Raw genomic sequence first — 18,963 nt, 5'->3', positions numbered from 1 at the left:
CTCATTATAAATGCCTTAAATATTTTATTTCGAATGTGTTTGTTAATTACGTAGTTATCTACGTATATTTGAACCTAAATTAAGAACACCCATTATGAATATCTTCAACGAAGTAGGGGCCCTCGCGATTTCCACGCGTTTACAGCGCCTGAGCGACCAGTTCCGAAAGGACGGCGTACTCATTTATCAGCATAATGGCATCAGCTTCGAGCCGAAATGGTTTCCGGTGATTTATGTGCTGCATAAAAAGGAATCGCTCGGGATTATGGAGTTATCCGAAGAGATCGGTTATGCGCACCCTTCGACGATCAGTTTGCTGAAAGAACTGGAAAAAGAAGGATTGGTGGAATCATTTAAAGATCAGCGCGACGAACGGAAACGAATGGTGCGGCTCTCCGAAAAAGCCCGGGCGCTGGTGGAGCAAATGCAGCCTGTTTGGGAGAAAATCCGAAAAACAGCAGAACAAATCATCGATAATGCCAACAACCTGTTGCAAGCCATGGACGAGACAGAGTATCAATTGAAAAAAGAAGGATTTTTTGAGCGTTACAAAAGAATGGAAAACGAGGAAACCAATGCCGCCATCAGTATTGTAGATTATAAACCGGAACATGCCAAGGCATTTTATGACCTGAATTACGCATGGATTTCGGAAACCTATGAAGTGGAACCGGAGGATGAAAAGACGTTATCAAACCCGGAAACATACTACCTCAAAGACGGCGGCGCGATCCTGATCGCATTGTACGGCGGCGAGCCTGTGGGTACATGCGCGTTGAAACGTAATGGCGATATAGTTGAGATGAGCAAAATGACCGTTTCAAAAAGCATGCGAGGTAAGAAAATCGGGGATTTGCTGGGTAATGCGGTAATTGAAAAGGCGCGGGAGCTCGGAGCTAGTAAGGTGATTCTCTATTCCAACCGCAAAGGCTCGGCCGCAGGTATTAATCTTTACAAAAAACTCGGGTTTGAGGAAGTGCCATTGACCGAGCATAACTTCAAACGGGCGGATATTAAGATGGAAATGGAATTGGATTGATCAGCTGAAGATTTTACCCAAATCTATTTTGAGTTCAGGAAAAATGGACGATTGCACGAATTCAACTGCTGGCTGCAATCCTACATATTTTCCTGTCTCATCGAGTACGTATACCAACACCGCATTTTGAGACGGCTCCACAAGCCAATATTCCCGGACACCGGATTCCTGGTATAATTCAAACTTGTTATGCATCTCTGTCTTCGAGTTACCGGGAGAAAGGACTTCAACAATCAGGTCGGGTGCGCCTAAACAACCACGTTCATCCAATTTTGACTCATCGCATATCACGCACAGGTCAGGCTGAACGACCGTATGGATTTTTTGATCCGCTGCATTTTGATCCTTTCTGGGCAGTCTTACATCGAACGGAGCGAAAAAAGCGTGACAGTAATGGTTTTCAAAATAACCACCTATTCTCAAATGTAATTTCGCTGAAATTTGCTGATGCCGGGTACTTGGTGCCGGTGACATCTTAAAAATCTTCCCCTTAATCAACTCGACGCGCTCCTTGAAATGCCAAAGCAGGTAATCGGCGTAAGTATAACTTTGGCTCAGATCTAATTCGTTGATATCGGTTACGATTGAAGGCATAGCAGGCTCTTTTTAAGTAAATCTACCCAAAATACTGCCGGAAGTCAATGAAGCGCTTGATTCATCAGGTCTTCCGCTTCTTCTTCCGCGCGGAAGGAAAGAGCACATTATTCAATATGAGCCTATACCCGGGTGAGTTGGGGTAGAGGTTGAGGTCGGTGGGCATGCGTCTGCCGCCTCCGCCGCGGCCTTCGGGGTCGTGACCGCCGTAGAAGGTCCACTGGCCCCGACCGAGCTCGCCGTAAATGTAGCGGTCGGAGTTGCTGCTGGTACCCATCACGAGTGAGCTGGGCTTGACGGTGTATTTGGAGAATGCGGTGGTTTGCCCGAAAAACTCGCGGATCAGATGCTCATGGTTTTGTACGAGCATGGCGGGAATGACGTCCCACTTGGCGGAAAAATCAAAAAGGGAGAAATAGGCATCGTTTTCACCCCAGCCGCGATAGCGGCCCGCCGCTGAATTGATGTCCGAGAAGTTCATCCCGTCGTATTCGTCGAGTTGGAGTTTGAAGTTGTAGAATGCGAATGTTTTGTCAAAGTCCAGCTTGGACTGGGCGTCGGGGTCAATACCGTCACCGTCGAGGTTATCGACGATGTCGACGCCCTCGGCTGCCAGGGCTATATCGAAAGTTTCGGCGCCGGAGCACATGGCAAACAGAAAGCCCCCGCCGGCACAAAACTCCTTAATGGCCTTCGCAACGGCCAGCTTCATTTTCGGTACTTTCGAAAAGCCGTAACGGCTTGCAATGGCCTCCTGGGCTTTGATATCGGCTTCACTGGTGCGACGCAGGTTTTTGCCAAACTGCCCCGTAAAATCCTCATGGTGCAAATGCAGCCAGTCGTACTTGGGCAGGTCGCCACGGAGGATTTCTTCGTCGTAAATGACTTCAAACGGGATTTCGGCATATTTGAGCACGAGCAATACGGCATCGGTGTTTTCAAATTCGGCGGGGCTGATCTTGATCGGCGAGTAAACTGCAATTTTGGCCGCTTTGAACAGCTTCACTACATCCATATTCACGTTCGGGTTGCTGATCTCGTTTACGATCTGCGCACTCGCTGCTTCCGAAAGTACTTCATAGGAAACTGCCCTCAGCTTGCATTCATTTTCAATGGATTTGGAATACTGAACCTTAAAACTGCCTCCGCGGTAATTGAGCAGCCAATCCACCTCAATATCTCCTTTCAGCAGAATATAAGCCAGACCGTATGCCTTCAAATGATTGGTCTGGGTATTGTCCATCGGGATCAGGATCTGGTTTGCGAGGCAGATGTGCGACAGGAAAACCAATACGAGCGGTAGAATCTTTCTCAGCATGGTAAGAAATGTTTGAAGTCCGAAGCTGCATCGTCAGGGGAGGTGTATCAAATTTAACGAAATATCGAGATTTTAGGTAGCTGGTTATGAGGTTTTTGTGTCGTCTGTGCCTATTTTTGAAATATACCTCTACTCACCTGCTTCACTCATGACCGAAACACAAATCCTGAACTACGCGCTCAACCAGTTCGCGGGAATCGACGCGTCCGCATTTGAACTGTCGGCGCCCTACTGGCAAAGAAAAACCTATGGTAAGGGAGAGTTTTACAATGAATACAAAAATGTTTGTAAGTACCTGGGTTTCATACTGGATGGCGTGTTCAGGACCTACTATATCGACGACGAATCGGCCGAGGAAAAGAACGTCTTTTTCTTCTCTAAAAATCAGGTGGTGGTGGCGTATAAGAGTTTCGTTACCCAAACGCCATGCAGTTACTACACCGAGTCGATGACCGAGTCGACGATTTTATACATTCATATCAATCACCTCACTGAACTGTACGGGAAATCGCACCACTGGGAGCGCTTCGGACGACTGGTAGCGGAAACGGCATTTAACCTGGCCATGAACCGCGCCGAGGAATTCATGTTCCGTACGCCCGAACAGCGCTATCTCGAACTGATTCAGAACCATCCGGACATTTTTAACAACGTCCCATTGTACCATATTGCCTCTTATCTGGGCATTCAGGCCCCTTCACTCAGCCGTATCAGAAAAAGAATGGTGGGAAAATGACGATCTTAACCTGGGTTAAGAATATAGTCGGCTAGCGTGCTGAATTTTGTCATGTCCAAAGCGGAACACAAAACAAAAATTCAACTTTTAACCGATAGAAATCATGAAAGCTTTTAACACCAAAACCGTCGTATTTGTAACAGGTGCATTTGTAAGCCACAATGGCTGGGACCAATGGAAAGAATATTTTGAAGCCCAGGGCTACACTACTTACGCACCAGCATGGCCACATAAAGATGCACCGGCTGCCGAATTGAGAGACAGACAACCAAACGATACTGCGCTGGCCGGTTTAACGTTCAAAGAACTGGTTGACCACTATGCCAATTTTATCAAAGCATTACCTGAAAAACCAATCATCATCGGTCATTCACTGGGTGGATTGATTACACAGATTCTGATTAACCGCGACCTGGGTGTTGCCGGTATCGCCATCCACCCAGTGCCACCACAAGGCGTGATCCCTTACGAATTCTCTTTCCTGAAAGCAGGTTATAAAGTATTCGGATTGTTTACTTCCCTGAAAAAAACTTACCTGATGTCGCTCGCCGATTGGCAGTATGCCTTCACCAACGGTATGACGCTGGAAGAACAAATGAAAACCTGGGAAGAAAACGTGATTCCCGAATCCAAAACAGTAGCACGCGGCGGTATTACTTCCGCAGCCAGAGTGGACTTCAAAAAAGCGCACGCTCCGTTGCTGATTACCTCCGGTGAATTCGACAACATCATTCCGGCATCTTTGAACCTCCGTAATTTCAAAGCTTACAAACAAAATGGTTCTGTGGTCGATTACAAAGAGTTTCCCGGTCGTAACCACTTCGTTTTAGGCCAGCCTACCTGGAAAGAAGATGCCGACTACATCCTCGACTGGATCAGCAAACATTGAAAGCAACTGACGGCCGACCGCTGACCATAGACCGCCGACCATGGACACATGACAAAAAAAGCATGGTCCATGGTCGGCGGTCAAACAAATAATATGCGTCACGAAAAGCGGATCACATGCTTGAAAGGTGTAAAGCCTGTGAGAAAAACAGTAGGTGCTTCCATAGCCGGCAAGGCTCCCCGTAATGCAATGTTTTTGTGCAATGCCAGTCCCGGGCCGAAGTTGATAGTATCACCTCCCAATTCATAAGAGCCGGTCGCTTCTTTCAGTAACCACGAATCTTTGGTGTTTTCAACTTTGGAAACACCTTTGAGCGTTCCGCCCGGTCTGAAAATCAATTCCAATGCGGCGGGCACGCGCTCGGTGCCATTGGTCACCACTTCTATTTCCATCCCGCCGGAAGTTTCCCGGATGATCACTTTCGTTTCCAATATTTGCACTTCGCTCTGCGGTCGGAGATTCCGCGGCATTTTCTCCCAATCGCCATCAGGCGCAATGGATTCCTTCGGGTAGGGCTGAAAATAAGGCCCGTCGAGTTTCTGTGTGAGTACCCATTCATTTCCATTTTCACTGATTTTTTCAGATTGAAACTGGCCTTTTCCAAAGAAGGAGGATGCGAATCGCACACCTTGCAGCACGGCATTCCCTTTCATAAATGTAAACCAGACCGGATTATTGGCGATCAGCGTGCTGTCTCGGCGGTCCCTGCGAATGCGTACCAGGCCGGAATTCGGGAAAGTTTTGACATAATTGACCGGCACAGGCTTCTCCGCCGGAAGTTCAGCCCAAAGCGAAGGGTCGGTCAGGAAGTAATCCACAAATCCGGTGGTTTTCTGGCTGGCGGTCTGTTCTATCAGCCTGCACATGGCCGCATACCGCGCATTCCCGTCTTTGATCGCGAAATACCGGTAGGGGTAATAGTAGTTTTCGAGCGTGCCTATAATGGCCTTGTCCTGCCGTCCGGAAGCGTCGGTAACGATCTCTCCGTTGGGATGGACATAGTACATGGTCATGTCGAGGTTTTTACGGACAGCGTCGAACAGCTCCGGTTTTTTGAGGCCTTTGCCAATCGTAATGAGCAGCCGATCGGTGAGGGAGGAGTAAATGAATGTACTCTTTTCATTATACTGGCCGTCGCGGTCGATGTCGATGTGCTCGGCCAGCCATTGCTCGGCCCGCGCCACATATTTGGGATTGGGCCAGAGCTCGTTTAGTTTGGTCAATGCGGCGGATACCACCCAACGGTGATTGGGCGTATGGATGCCTCCCACGCTCAGCGCGTCGCCCCCACGCAGGAGGAATGTTTTCAGGTTCGCGAGCATTTTGGCGGCTCCTTCGGTACCGGATTTTTCGATCATGGTATATGCCATCGCCAGTCGCTTTACCAGGAAGCCGGTGTCCGGCGTGGAATGAAAGTTGGTAGAAAGCAGGTCGATGGTACCATCGCTGTGCTGGGTTTTGATCAGGTACAATGCGGCCTGGTCCATTGCCGCAAGCAATTCCTTTGACTGGTAATATTTGGAAGTGGGGGCGAACAAGCCACTCGCGCCATATTGAATTAATGCGGAGGTACTATGCGGGTTGAGCAGGTCGAAACCATCGCGCAAGCCGCCGAAGTCCGGACTTTGGGCATCTTTCTCCTGGTAGGTCAGTAAGGATTCGATGCTTTTGTCGGCCTGTTTTACCATCGCGCGAAGCCATTCAGGCATGGCGTCGGCCCGAATATGGGGAATAGTTGTCGGTAACACGGGTAACGTGCAGAATGCCAGCGTGCTGCTTTTTACGAATTGTCTTCTGTCCATGAAAGTCGGGTTAGGTATTTCCGCAGAAAAGATGCAAAATGCCTTGGGTTACTCGCGATTTGGGGCAATACGGGAAGGTAAATAGCGTTCCGCTTGCGAAGTCATTAGCGCAACGACTTCCTATTTTTGGTATATTTAATATTAAAATGACATAAGAGTTGCAACGGTTACAAACGAGAGGTTGTCACTCTTTGATGACAAGGTATTTCTAGTATTTTTGTCGGATTTTTTTGAAAAACGCATTGGCGCAAACCAATGGAATGCCGATTACTGAATGAAAACAACTGTACTTCGCAATTTGAGTCTGGGTTATTTGCTGTTACCTAACCTGATTTTTTCCATCAGCTGGTTTAGAATGCCCATTTCGGTGTGTTTGGTCGTGGGGCTTGTAGCGATGTATGTCCTCAGTTACCGTCGCGAGAAAACGTTGAAGACCGACCTCGCAACGCGTCATATGGTCGAGGTCGCATTCATTTCGCTCGCAATCATCGCTTTTTCGGGAATAGGCGGCTTTTGCTTTCAGGCATTCGATTTCTGGGCGCATAATTCGAAGTATTACACGCTGTATAACCAATCATGGCCGGTTACTTTCAAGGAAAACGGTCGCTATGCCTGCCATTACTTCGGTTTCTTTCTCGTCCCGGCATTGATTTCGAAAGGGTTAGGAGAGCCTTCGGGTATTGCATTGTACTTGTGGGCGTCGATAGGTCTCTTTATCGGTATTTGCTGGATCCTCATTTTCACCCAGAGAAGCTATCTGGCCCTGGTGTTTTTTCTTTCGCTGGGCGGGATCGGCCATGTTACCAAAGTCTTGTTTCTGCACGCCATTGGGCTTAATTACCATGTCCCGCCTTTTTTTACAGAAATATGGCCGGTGTTGTACCAAACGCAATGGGCGCCCAATCAGCTGATTCCGATTATTATCGTCTCCTGCATTCTCTTCCATGATTATGTGTATGACAAAAAGCCGGAAAAGAGCTTTCTGGCAGTTATTTCCATTTTCATTTGGGGGATTTTTCCTTCCATTGTCTTCGTGATCATCTTCGGAATGCTGATCGTCCTGCGCTATTATAAAGAGCCACAGTATTTCCTTAAACCGAGGCCGATGCTCGACCTTTTTTTGCCGGGTCTGCTATTCATCCCCACATTCTTCTTCTTCCTACAAGGGAAAAGTTCGGTCGTATCCGGCTTTATCTGGCAGTTCAACCCGCGGAATGAGATTGCATTCCATTATTTTTTTGGGGTGGTGGTGGATCTTGCCGTGCTGTATGGCATTGTGCTGATATTGAAACTCCACAAGAGCCAGTATGCCAATGTGATCCACGGCTTATTCCTGCTCCTGATAGCCATATCGCTCTTCCGGATGGGCAAATGGAATGACTGGTTCCTGCGTGGAAGTACCCCTGTGCTTACGCTGTTGTCGCTTTTTATACTCCACCGGTTTGCCGAATGGGTGAAAGAATATCCCGGCTGGTACAAGATGCGCATCGCTTACCCGATTGTCATTTTCCTTGTGCTTGGGTTGGTCGTACCGTTGTCGCACATCAAACGTGCATTGACAGAGAATGTAGTCACGCATTCGCTGTTTCCCGAGAAAGTGAAATTCACGCCCTATCCTTACAATCAGTACGAGGATTTCTACCAATTGGGAAAGGCGATCTACTCACAGCAGGAAGCAAACCAGTTTCTGGGACAGAAGGGGTCGTTCTACGAGCGGTATTTGGCGCGGTAGGGGCCTGCGGCCCTGACCACGGACGGCCGACCACCGACCGCCGAATGCGTTGTTATTCCAACAAATAACAATTCCTGACTATAATGACCATTCCTGACCACAACTGACCAGAACTGACGATAGAAAGTCAAGTGCTCGGCGGTCGGTCGTCGGCGATCAGCCGTCAAGCCGCAGGCTTCTCAGGTACCCCGGCGCGACGCGGTTCCGTGAGGCCTGCTCATACGCATACGCGATGCGGATCAGTTCAGGTTCCTGGTATGCTTTTGCAAGAAACGAAATCCCGACCGGCAGGCCGCTGAGCATGCCCATGGGTAAGGTAATCGACGGGAAGCCCGACAATGCAGCCGGGCCGTAGGAACCGTAGCCGGTCCAGAAGTCGCCGTTGACGAGGTCGGTACACCAGGCGGCTCCGGTCGATGGGCCGCATAATGCGTCGAGGTTGTGCTTGTCGATCAGGTTATTCAATGCGCCGGCTACACCGTTGATTTTTTCCAGCGCGTCCTTGTATTCTTTGGTATTCAAATCGCCTTTGGCCTGTGATAATTCGAAAAGTTCCTGACCGAAATAAGGCATCGTCTTTGCCTTATTGGCCTTGTTGAACTCTATAAGGCCTTCGAGCGACTTGATCTTTGCATTCGATGTCGACAAGTACCGGTTAATGCCGTCTTTAAATTCATATTGCAGCACCAGCGATTCCGAGCCGGGCAGCTTCTGGACTTTCATGTATTCTACTTCTACGATTTCGGCTCCGGCGGCTTTGAGCTGCACCAATGCCTTACTCAGCAACGCGTCGATGCCCTCGTGCATTTGCAGCATGGATTTCTCCACACCAATACGTTTTCCTTTCAGTCCGTTGGGATCCAGGTAGATGCTGTAATCGGTAGGCAGCGCCTGATGGGGTTTATGCTGCGTGATGTCAGCGGGGTCCTGACCTGCCATAGCCCCAAGCAATGCAGCTGCATCGGCGACGGTTCGTCCGAATGGGCCGGCCGTGTCCTGCGTTTGGGAAATAGGAATCACGCCGTTTCTGCTTACCAGGCCGACGGTAGGCTTGATGCCCACCACGCCGTTCATCGATGCCGGGCAGGCGATGGAGCCATTGGTTTCGGTACCGACTGCCACCGCACAAAGGTTGGCTGCTACGGCCACGGCCGAACCTGAGCTTGATCCGCAGGGAGAACGGTCCAGTACATACGGATTCCGGGTCTGCCCGCCGCGACTGCTCCAACCGCTGGACGACCGCGTCGACCGGAAGTTGGCCCATTCGCTCAGATTAGTTTTGCCGAGAATCACCGCGCCCGCTTCCCGGAGTCGGGTTACGAGGAACGCATCCTTTGCAGCTATGTTGTCGAGCAGCGCGAGTGAACCGGCAGTGGTTTTCATGCGGTCGGCGGTGTCGATATTGTCTTTTAGAAGAACCGGGATACCATGCAGCGGGCCACGTATTTTACCCGATTTGCGTTCTTTGTCCAGCGCCGTCGCGATCTTGAGTGCGTCGGGGTTAACTTCGATGACCGATGCAAGTTTAGGGCCTGCTTTGTCAATCTGGCCTATTTCATCGAGATAGTGGCGTGTCAAGGCCAGGGAAGTCAACTTGCCGGACTGCATTTGTTTCTGCATTTCCGCGACGGTCATTTCTGCGTATCCACCGGGGGCGGCCGTTCGCGCAGGCCGGGCGAAGGCGGGTATTATGGTAAACAATCCGGCTGCCGGAGCAATTCTTAGGAAGTTTCTTCTTTTCATGAGAGTGCGTTGTCAGGTACTGTTTACCTGCAATATAGAAACTTCTGTTTTTACTGATGGGGAGGCTTATCACTGAGTTTTTTCCAAATCCACATCATCAGCAGGAATGGAGACATGATAATTGTCGTGAGGACGGTAGCTGTACCGAGGATTCCGGCAAAAATGATTCTGAAAAAAGAGGAGAAAAAATTATTCATGAATACGGGAAGGTGTGTCGATGTGAAATGAATTTTACAATTGATTACGTGCCGGGGAAAATGTTTCTATGTTTTGTAGAATGGATGCTACTAACTAGTTTCTTTTGTGTCGTTAAACGGCTATAAATCATTAAACTACCTGCCAAAATAAATATATTTTATTGGACTGGCATAGTTATTTTTTGTAACTTTATTAATGAAAATTATGGTTAAATAATTGCAATAGCATGAACTTCTTAATGAAAATAGCATGAACTTCTTAATGAAAGTGGTTGGGTATTCCGGGAAGTTATTTTTTGCAACTATTATGTTTTTCGCAATGATTATTTCGACTGTTGTTTCCCTGCCGTTTATAGGTGCAGGAATGATTAAAGATGCCATTAATGCACATCATCATCACCAGGCTGAGGAAAGCAATCTGATAGACGAGTATAGCGAATACTGATATATAACTACCGGAAGCGGAAGGGGTACGGACGGGATGTCCGTACCCCTTCTGTCGTTACTACTTTATCCTGATTCGCTGCCTGCTAATTGCTTGAAATGAAGTAGTTTTGCCGCACGATTACCCTTATTTATTCCAATGGCCTCATTTTCAAAGCTTTTTCTACTCCTGATTTTTGCCGCTCTGGTTACTTTCGTTTCTCCCCTCCGTGCGCAGGAACAACGTTACACTTTCGAAAAGGGATTAATGGGGTCGCCTTTCAAGCTCGTTTTTTATACGTCCAGTGATTCAATCGCTCAATTGGCGGCCGACCGTGCCTTTAAAAGGGTGGAGGAGTTGAATGAGATCATGAGCGATTACCGCGATGGCAGCGAGATCAATCGGCTCTCTGCTACTTCGGGAAGCGGAAAATGGGTGCCGGTAAGCAAGGACCTTTTCGACATTCTGGCCGTTTCGCAGGATATCAGTGCGAAAACAGGCGGTGTTTTCGACGCAACGTTAGGGCCTGTGGTACAAATGTGGCGTCATGCGACACGTAAGGGGATATTCCCGCCGGAGGAGGAAATTCGCGACGCCCTGGCGCGCACCGGCTATTCAAAGTTGAAAATGGATAAGAAAACGCACCGCATTATGCTCATGCAAAAAGGCATGCGGCTTGATATCGGTGGCTTGGGCAAAGGCTATGCGGCCGAAGAAGCTGTTAAAGAGCTCAAAAAAATGGGTATTACTTCCGCTATGATGGACGCTGGCGGGAAGATCGTGCTCACCAACCCGCCTCCGGGTACCAAAGGATGGAATATCAATGTTTCCAACGGCAGTGATTCGTTGAAAGCCATGCAGTTGTCCAATGTTGCGCTCGCAACTTCGGGCCCGACTTACCGCTACATGGAATACAAAGGTGTGCGTTATTCGCATATTGTAGACCCGAAAACAGGCATCGGATTGCTTTTCCACGTGCGCACGACGGTCATCTCGCCCGATGGGACGGTGGCGGACGCGCTGGCGACCGCATTCAGTGTGGCGGGTATTGAAAAGAGTAAAAAGTACCTCAAACGTTTCAAAAGCAGCAAAGTGTGGCTGGTCGAAAAGCAGGGTGACCGCGTCGCGGAATGGAATATGCTTGAATAGAGGCCAGGGGGAGCTGGTTTGTTTTTTGCAGGTGAGCAGGAAACGAACAGCTACCTTTATGGAAATCCTTACCCAGCTTTTCGGAGAGGGCGAAAACCAGACTACTCTCCAGATGTCGGCCCGGGCGGTGGTGATATTTATCATCACGCTCATTCTCCTTCGCATTGCCGGAAGGCGCTCTTTCGGTATGAAATCTCCTTTTGACAACATCATCGTAATCCTGCTCGGTGCCATCCTGAGCAGGGCCGTGGTGGGCGCTTCGGAATTTGTGCCCACTATTGCGGCTGCCACCGTCATTGCCGTGTTGCATCGCCTGGGTGCGTGGCTTGGTGCCCTGAACCTCCGCTTTGGCGCATTGATCAAGGGGCAGAAGATCGTACTTTTCGAGAAGGGAAGGCTGATGCATGACAATATGCGCCGCGCACTCATCAGTGAATCAGACCTTTATGCGAGCCTTCGTAACAACATGCATGTGGAAAGTTTCGATAGTATCAAAAGCGCATATATGGAAAATAATGGTCAGATCAGCTTTGTGAAAAAAGCGGAAGAATAGGATAAAACCGATAAATATTAGTTTCAAATGAATATTTTAAATGGTTGTTTAAAATTTATATTTGAAACATTTGGCATTGTAATTTCAATTGCACAACTTTGATCCGTTGATTCAATAAGCAGCTGCAATCATTAACAACCTAACACACCCGGAATCGTGAAGTGCGTTACAGAAAAAAGTGAGGATAAGATAAGAGAGGCGGCAAAGCGTGTTTTTCTGAAAAAAGGTTTTGACGGTACGACCTCGCGTGACATTGCGAAGGAGGCCGATATGAATATTGCATTGACGAACTACTATTTCAGAAGCAAGGAGAAGTTGTTTCTGGAAATTTTCAAAGATGTGCTGGAAGAGTACTTTCAGAACATGCTCACGATCCTGAACAAGGACATTGATATAAAGCAAAAGATCTCGGAGATTATCGACAACGATTTTGCGATGATGAAAAAGGAGCCAGATCTGGTGATATTCATCATGAACGAGATCCACAAATCACCGCAAAGGCTTTTCCCGGATATGTCGATATTCAGGCAGGTGCGGGAAACCTATCTCAAAAAGCAGTTGGAAGAGGGAGCCGCAAACGGTACGTTACGCCCCATGCAGCTTGAAAACATTCTTCCGCTGATCAAATGCGGCGTGGAATTCATATTCATGGGGAAAGAAATCCATAAGGAGCTTTTCATGATGACCGACGAGGATTTCGAGCGGTACGCTGAGGAACAAAAGGAGCACATTAAGGCAATGGTGTGCAACTATCTGGTGATCGGATAGCCATTTTTTTTGCCGCTTCATTAAACAAACATTTAAAATAAACATTTGTTCTAGCCATGAAACACCTGTTCCATGTCACGGGAATGCTATGCCTGATGCTTTTCCAGCGAACGCAGGCGCAACAGTACGACCTCAACCAATTGCTGGACCTGGCCATGAAAAACGATTTCAGTGTTCAGGCCGCCCGGCTCGATGAGGCAAAGACGAATGCGAAGATTGACGAGGTGCGTTCGGCGTTGCTGCCTAGCCTGAATGTGTCGGGGGATTACAAGCGGTATTTCAAGATACCCGGGCAAGTGGTGCCGGCGAGTGCCTTCGGCGGGCCGGAGGGACAGTTTACGACGCTGTCGTTCGGATTGCCCTACAACCTCTCGACTACGGCACAAGTGACTCAGGCACTGTACAATCCGTCGGTGAAATATGCATTGAAAGCGGCGAACCTGAACCGCGAGCTTACCTCGCTCAGTACGACCAAAACCAAGGAAGATGTTGCCTACAATGTGACGGATGCCTATTATAACCTCGTTACCGTTGTCCAGCAGATGGCTTTTCTCGACAGCAACCTCATTTCGCTCGACCGGCTTTACAAGGTTTCGGATTTGCTGTACCAGAATAAACTCGGGCAACGTGTGGACGTCGACCGGATCCTCATCAACAAGACTGCGACGGAAACACAGCAGGCGACGCTGAAAGACAATTATAATCAGCTGGTTAACCTTTTGAAATACTACACAGGAATCCCGCAGAGTGATTCTGTACGTATACTTGTTAGCGTTCGTGATGTAGCGCTTCCTGCTTATGCCGATTGGGACAAAACGAGGCGCACGGATGTGGCCCTGCTGCAAAAGCAAAAAGATATTAACGAGTTGCAGGACAAGAATATACGTTCGGGTCTGATTCCCACGGTAAATGCCTATGGGGTAGCCAATATGGCGTTCTATGCGCAAGGGGGAGAAAACTCGACTTTCCAGGATGTACCCGGTTACTGGGCAGGTTTGCAGCTCAACTGGAATGTGTTTGATGGCATGGCACGTAAGGCGAAACGGAGCCAGAACCAGATCGACCGGGAGAAGCTCGACGTGCAGCTAAGACAGGTACGGGAAGCCATTCAAATGGAGGAAAACAATGCCCGAAACAAGTTCGGTGTGGAGCAAAGGAATATCAATGCCAAAAAGGACCAGGTAGCATTAGCGGAGAAAGTTTATAAACAAATCCAGCTGCAATTCAAGGAAGGGACGGTATCGCTTACCGACGTGATTCAGGCCGAAAACAGCCTTCTCGACGCACAGAGCAACTATTTGACCTCACTTGTGCAGCTCCTGAAAGCCGAGCTAGAATGGAAAAAAGCAACCGGGCAACTGGTTCAGAAATAACATTATACTTCATCAATCTTGCCGTATTCATCAACAGACAGGCACTTCATCAACGACTAAAAGTAATCATCAGCAAACTGGAACCAAGTAAGTCGGGAATTGTCAGGTGTGGTCATTGATAGTCATGTGTAGTCAAGTATAGTCAAGTGTAGTTCTCTCTCCAATATCTGACAACACCTGACCATACTTGACTAAATCTGACAATACCTGACGACAAATGACAATACCTGACTACAAATGACCACACAGGCCAACACTTTTCAACACCATAACCATTATGAAACGTCTATTCATCTTCCTGGGAATTATTGCCGTGCTGGGGCTTACGGCGGCGAAGTTGCTGAGCAACAAGGAAAAAACGGAGCAGAAAGTGTACATCCCCGATCCCGATCCGAAAGTAGGGGTGAAGGTGGCCGTCGCAGAATTGCGCGATTTGTCGCAGGAATCCGGGTTTCTGGGATCGTTTAATCCTAACCGGAAGGCTGAAATCCGTCCGCAGGCGAGCGGCGAGATCGTGAAACTGAATGTAGAAGTAGGCCAGCACGTGGCGGCCGGACAACTGATCGCGAAGATCGACGACGAACAGCTGCATTACCAGGTGGAAGCATTGCAGGTGACTTTGGAAGGTTATCAGAACGACCTGAAACGTTACGAAGCTTTGGTGAAAGGCGACGCTGTTCCAGCAGTGAATGTGGAAAGGACGCAGCTCAGCATCCGCAGCACGCAGGCGCAGATCAAGCAATTGAATAAACAGATTAAAAATACCAGCATTATCGCGCCGTTTGGAGGCATTATTACGGCCAAAATGGTAGAAAAAGGCTCGGTGGTGAGTCAGGGAACGCCGATAGCGGAGATCACCGATATTTCTTCGTTGAAACTGGTGGTTAATATCCCCGAAAAATCGGTGAATGAGTTCAAAACCGGTAAGGGTATTCCCGTACGCACGGATGTATACCCGCATGCGAGCTTCCCCGGCCGCGTGACGATGATAGCAGCCCAGGGCGACGAGGCACATAACTATCCGGTGGAAATTACCGTGCAGAATTCAGCTACTAACCCATTGAAAGCGGGCATGTACGGCTCCATTGCAAGCGATTCGAAGGTAAAAGGCGAGGCATTGGCCGTTCCGCGGCAGGCCATTATGGGTTCAGCGAAGCAGCCGCAGCTGTATGTGGTGGAAAACGGCAAGGCCACATTGCGTGACGTGAGCGTGGGTGCGACGACGAATGAATACTATGAGATTACCAAAGGCCTGAAAGCAGGCGACCGCGTCGTGACCAGCGGGCAGATCAATCTGCAAAACGGGACATCGGTTATTGCGCAATAACACTTCATCAACAAGCTCATGAAATTCATTGAAACCATATTGAAGCGCCCTTCGATGATCATCGTGTTGTTCGCGATCCTGTTCATCGGCGGGCTGGCTTCCTATAACCAGCTCAGCTATGTGCTGCTGCCGGAGTTCTCAGTTCCTACTATTACGATTACCACATTATATCCAGGCGCGGCGCCGACGGAGGTAGAGGCCGAGGTCAGCAAGAAGATTGAGGATGCGGTGTCTGGCCTGGATAATATTGAAGACGTGACTTCCAAATCGATGGAAAGCGCGTCGCTCGTGATCGTGCAGTTTAAAGCGGGTACCGATATCGACAAGGCATTGGAAGATGCCCAGCGCGATGTGAACAACATGCTCAGCGACTTACCCGATGACGCGGAAACGCCCTCGCTGTCCAAAATCTCGCCGAGCGACCAACCCATTATGCAGCTGCTCGCGACTTCCAGCCTGCCCAACGAAGTTTTTTACCAACAGGTAGAAGACAAATACCTGCCGATGTTGCAGCAGATCGAAGGCGTGGCCGAGATCACCATGACCGGCGGCGACCAGCGCGAGATCCGCATTAATGTTAATAATGACAAACTAAGATTCTACGGGTTATCGCTTTTGCAGGTAACTCAGGCGATTAACCAGGCCAATCTCGACTTCCCGACGGGAAAAGTGAAAAGTACGTCGGAGAATATGACGCTCCGCCTGGCCGGCAAATTTGCCTCGCTGGACGATATTCGTAATCTCGTCATTACCTCGCCGGTAAACAACAGCCCGATCCGTGTAGGCGACGTGGCGGAAATTACCGACGGTCTTACCGACGCTGAAAGCATCAGCCGGTACAATGGTGTGAATGGTATTGGTTTGTTTATCAAGAAACAATCCGATGCGAATGCTGTCGAGATCAGCAAATCGGTGCAGGCCAAGCTGGCTTCTATTGAAAAGGCTAATGCGAAGGACAAAATCAAATTCGCGATCGCGTACGACAGTTCGATATTCACACTGGAATCTGTGGAGGCGGTGACGCACGATTTGGTAATTGCGGTAATACTGGTAGCCGTGGTGATGCTATTGTTCCTGCACAGTTTCCGGAATGCATTCATTGTGATGGTTTCGGTACCGGCGTCACTCATTGCCGCATTCCTTTTTATGTATGTGATGGGCTACTCGCTCAACCTGATGACGCTCCTAGCGCTATCGCTCGTGATTGGTATCCTGGTCGACGACTCGATTGTGATCCTGGAAAACATTCAGCGGCATTTGGAAATGGGTAAAAACCGCTGGGATGCGACGGTAGAAGGCGTGACGGAAATCGGTTTTGCCGCATTGGCCATCACGCTCGTAATCGTGGTCGTTTTCGTACCGATTACCATGGTGAATTCGGTGATTGCCGACTTGCTGAGGCAGTTTTCATTGACAGTGGCCTTTGCGACAATGGTCAGTTTGCTGGTGAGTTTTACATTAACTCCGTGGATGACGTCCAATATGGCGAAGGTCGAACGTCTTAATCCAAAAAATCCGGCGCAGGCATTCCTGATCTGGTTCGAAAAAGGCTTGACAGCATTGACAAAATGGTACCATGGCTCCCTGGAATGGGTGCTGGGGCACAAACTGGCTTTCTCAGGAATATTGGTAGCAATCGTGGTCATGACGGGCTGGGTAATGAGCCTGGGCATTATCGGCTCGGAGTTCGTGGCGGAAGGTGATCAGGGGAAATTCCTGCTCACGATGAAGCTCGACAAAAGCGCATCATTACAGCAGAACAACCTCACCGCACGGAGCATCGAAGACTACCTGCGCAAGAAGCCGGAAGTGAAAACGATTTTCGCGAACGTGGGTGGCGCGAGCACGGGCCTCAACAGCTCTGGCCGCGGCGAAACGAACCGGACTGAATTGACGGTAGAGCTCATTCCGGTAGCCGAACGGAAGAATGCGCAGCCTACCGAAGATTACATGCTGGCAGTACGGAAAGAACTGGAACAAAAATTCGCAGGGGTGGAATTCAACTCGGCGGCGATCGGGATGGTGAATTCGGGAACTGCGCCTATCGAGGTGTTCCTGAGTGGCGACGATCTCGATAAAATCCTGGCCGCAGCCAACGATCTCGCGAACCGCCTGCGGAAAACGCCCGGGGCAAACGACGTGAACGTGTCCGTGGAAGCGGGTAACCCCGAGGTACGCGTGGATATCGACCGTGAAAAAATGGCGAAACTCGGCCTGGACATTCAGACTGTCGGTGCTACGATGCAGAATGCATTTGCCGGTAACGACGATTCCAAATTCCGGGATGGGGGAGAAGACTACGATATCCGCATTATGCTGGACGCATTCGACCGCAAAAACCCGGAAGATGTGAAGGCGATTACATTTTACAGCCCGGTTGCTAAACAATCCGTACAGCTTGCACAGTTTGCGGATGTGACATTGAGTACTGGCCCGAGTATTGTAGAGCGCAAAAACCGTCGCTCATCCGTCACTGTTACCGCCAATACATTAGGGATTGGATCGGGAACTTTGGTGAGTAATATTCAGGCCGGTTTAAAGGAAAATCCGCTCCCGGACGACATTATACTTACCTGGGGCGGTGACGCGAAGAACCAGAGCGAGGGCTTCGGTTCACTGGGGCTGGCCATGCTGGCGGGGTTGATGCTCGTGTATTTCATCATGGTGCTGCTCTACGACAGTTTTGTGTACCCGTTCGTGGTACTGTTCTCGATCCCGGTAGCGGTGATCGGAGCGTTGCTGGCGCTGGCATTATCGTCGTCGAACATCGGCATATTCGCGATGCTCGGTATGCTGATGCTGATCGGTCTCGTGGTGAAGAATGCGATCCTGATCGTGGACTTTGCCAACCAGCAAAAGGCGGAGGGCATTCCATTCCGGAAAGCGATCCTGATTGCCGGTGAAGAACGCCTTCGTCCGATCCTGATGACTACCATTGCAATGGTGATCGGGATGGTGCCGATAGCCACCGCAACCGGCGCCGGGGCCGAATGGAAGAATTCACTGGCTTGGGTACTGATCGGTGGTTTGACGAGTTCGATGCTGCTCACCATTTACCTCGTGCCAATGGCATATTATCTGGTGGACAGGCTGGGCGAAAAGTGGAAGACGTGGAGAGCGAAGTCGGCTAACGTACAGGAAAGCGTTGTAGTGGAAGAAATTTAGGGAAACTGAGTCTGGCAACATGAAAAAATTAATGTTTTGTCCGGTCACTTTAAATTTTTCCTGCAAACGCAAAGTCGGTCAGAGCTTGGTGGTTACAGGTCTGTGTACGGAAACAGGGCAAAACATTTTTTTTCTTTTTACCCGAAAAATACAA

15 protein-coding genes are annotated in these 18,963 nt (G+C 49.2%); 11 read left to right on the top strand and 4 right to left on the bottom strand.

Annotation, left to right across the window (positions count from 1 at the left end; genetic code table 11):
- Nucleotides 1–94 precede the first annotated feature (94 nt).
- Entirely contained in the window at nt 95–1,039 is a 945-nt protein-coding gene (locus tag CLV60_RS20610; RefSeq protein WP_106597276.1) for a bifunctional helix-turn-helix transcriptional regulator/GNAT family N-acetyltransferase, read from the top strand.
- Here the strand turns inward: CLV60_RS20610 and CLV60_RS20605 are convergent, their stop codons facing one another.
- Complete coding sequence (locus CLV60_RS20605) at nt 1,040–1,633, bottom strand: Uma2 family endonuclease (RefSeq protein ID WP_106597275.1); 594 nt, start codon at nt 1,631–1,633, stop codon at nt 1,040–1,042. It lies immediately after the preceding gene.
- 64 nt (nt 1,634–1,697) lie between these two features.
- A complete protein-coding gene (locus tag CLV60_RS20600; protein ID WP_106597274.1) occupies nt 1,698–2,951 on the bottom strand; it encodes an asparagine synthetase B in 1,254 nt (417 codons plus the stop codon).
- A gap of 148 nt (nt 2,952–3,099) precedes the next feature.
- On the opposite strand from CLV60_RS20600, the gene CLV60_RS20595 reads away from it, so the two are divergent.
- Both CLV60_RS20595 and CLV60_RS20590 read left to right on the top strand, forming a co-directional pair.
- Complete coding sequence (locus CLV60_RS20595) at nt 3,100–3,687, top strand: Crp/Fnr family transcriptional regulator (RefSeq protein ID WP_106597273.1); 588 nt, start codon at nt 3,100–3,102, stop codon at nt 3,685–3,687.
- Nucleotides 3,688–3,790: 103 nt separating this feature from the next.
- Entirely contained in the window at nt 3,791–4,576 is a 786-nt protein-coding gene (locus CLV60_RS20590; protein ID WP_106597272.1) for an alpha/beta hydrolase, read from the top strand.
- A gap of 98 nt (nt 4,577–4,674) precedes the next feature.
- Here CLV60_RS20590 and CLV60_RS20585 read toward each other — a convergent pair whose 3' ends face one another.
- Nucleotides 4,675–6,378, bottom strand: coding sequence for a hypothetical protein (locus CLV60_RS20585; RefSeq protein WP_106597271.1), 1,704 nt, complete (start codon nt 6,376–6,378; stop codon nt 4,675–4,677).
- Nucleotides 6,379–6,652: 274 nt separating this feature from the next.
- Between CLV60_RS20585 and CLV60_RS20580 the strand changes: the two genes are divergently transcribed.
- A complete protein-coding gene (locus tag CLV60_RS20580) occupies nt 6,653–8,110 on the top strand; it encodes a hypothetical protein (RefSeq protein ID WP_106597270.1) in 1,458 nt (485 codons plus the stop codon).
- A 156-nt stretch (nt 8,111–8,266) separates the two neighbouring features.
- Here CLV60_RS20580 and CLV60_RS20575 read toward each other — a convergent pair whose 3' ends face one another.
- Nucleotides 8,267–9,853, bottom strand: coding sequence for an amidase (locus tag CLV60_RS20575; RefSeq protein ID WP_106597269.1), 1,587 nt, complete (start codon nt 9,851–9,853; stop codon nt 8,267–8,269).
- Between the two features lie 447 nt (nt 9,854–10,300).
- Between CLV60_RS20575 and CLV60_RS20570 the strand changes: the two genes are divergently transcribed.
- The 7 genes from CLV60_RS20570 (at nt 10,301) to CLV60_RS20540 (ending at nt 18,809) form a co-directional block, all read left to right on the top strand.
- Nucleotides 10,301–10,495 (top strand): hypothetical protein, encoded by a 195-nt coding sequence (locus CLV60_RS20570; RefSeq protein ID WP_106597268.1) that lies wholly within the window; start codon nt 10,301–10,303, stop codon nt 10,493–10,495.
- A gap of 138 nt (nt 10,496–10,633) precedes the next feature.
- A complete protein-coding gene (locus tag CLV60_RS20565) occupies nt 10,634–11,623 on the top strand; it encodes an FAD:protein FMN transferase (protein WP_106597267.1) in 990 nt (329 codons plus the stop codon).
- A gap of 58 nt (nt 11,624–11,681) precedes the next feature.
- Nucleotides 11,682–12,176, top strand: a complete 495-nt coding sequence (locus CLV60_RS20560; RefSeq protein ID WP_106597266.1) for a DUF421 domain-containing protein — start codon at nt 11,682–11,684, stop codon at nt 12,174–12,176.
- Nucleotides 12,177–12,332: 156 nt separating this feature from the next.
- Complete coding sequence (locus tag CLV60_RS20555; RefSeq protein WP_106597265.1) at nt 12,333–12,944, top strand: TetR/AcrR family transcriptional regulator; 612 nt, start codon at nt 12,333–12,335, stop codon at nt 12,942–12,944.
- Between the two features lie 56 nt (nt 12,945–13,000).
- A complete protein-coding gene (locus tag CLV60_RS20550) occupies nt 13,001–14,317 on the top strand; it encodes a TolC family protein (RefSeq protein WP_106597264.1) in 1,317 nt (438 codons plus the stop codon).
- 277 nt (nt 14,318–14,594) lie between these two features.
- On the top strand, nt 14,595–15,644 hold the full coding sequence (locus CLV60_RS20545; RefSeq protein ID WP_106597263.1) for an efflux RND transporter periplasmic adaptor subunit: 1,050 nt from the start codon (nt 14,595–14,597) through the stop codon (nt 15,642–15,644).
- 18 nt (nt 15,645–15,662) lie between these two features.
- Nucleotides 15,663–18,809 (top strand): efflux RND transporter permease subunit, encoded by a 3,147-nt coding sequence (locus CLV60_RS20540; RefSeq protein WP_106597262.1) that lies wholly within the window; start codon nt 15,663–15,665, stop codon nt 18,807–18,809.
- The last annotated feature ends 154 nt before the right edge of the window (nt 18,810–18,963 follow it).

It is taken from the genome of Dyadobacter jiangsuensis (assembly GCF_003014695.1).
Taxonomy (GTDB): domain Bacteria; phylum Bacteroidota; class Bacteroidia; order Cytophagales; family Spirosomataceae; genus Dyadobacter; species Dyadobacter jiangsuensis.
The sequence above is the reverse complement of the archived record's forward strand: the minus strand, read 5'-3'. Positions and strand labels throughout refer to the sequence as shown.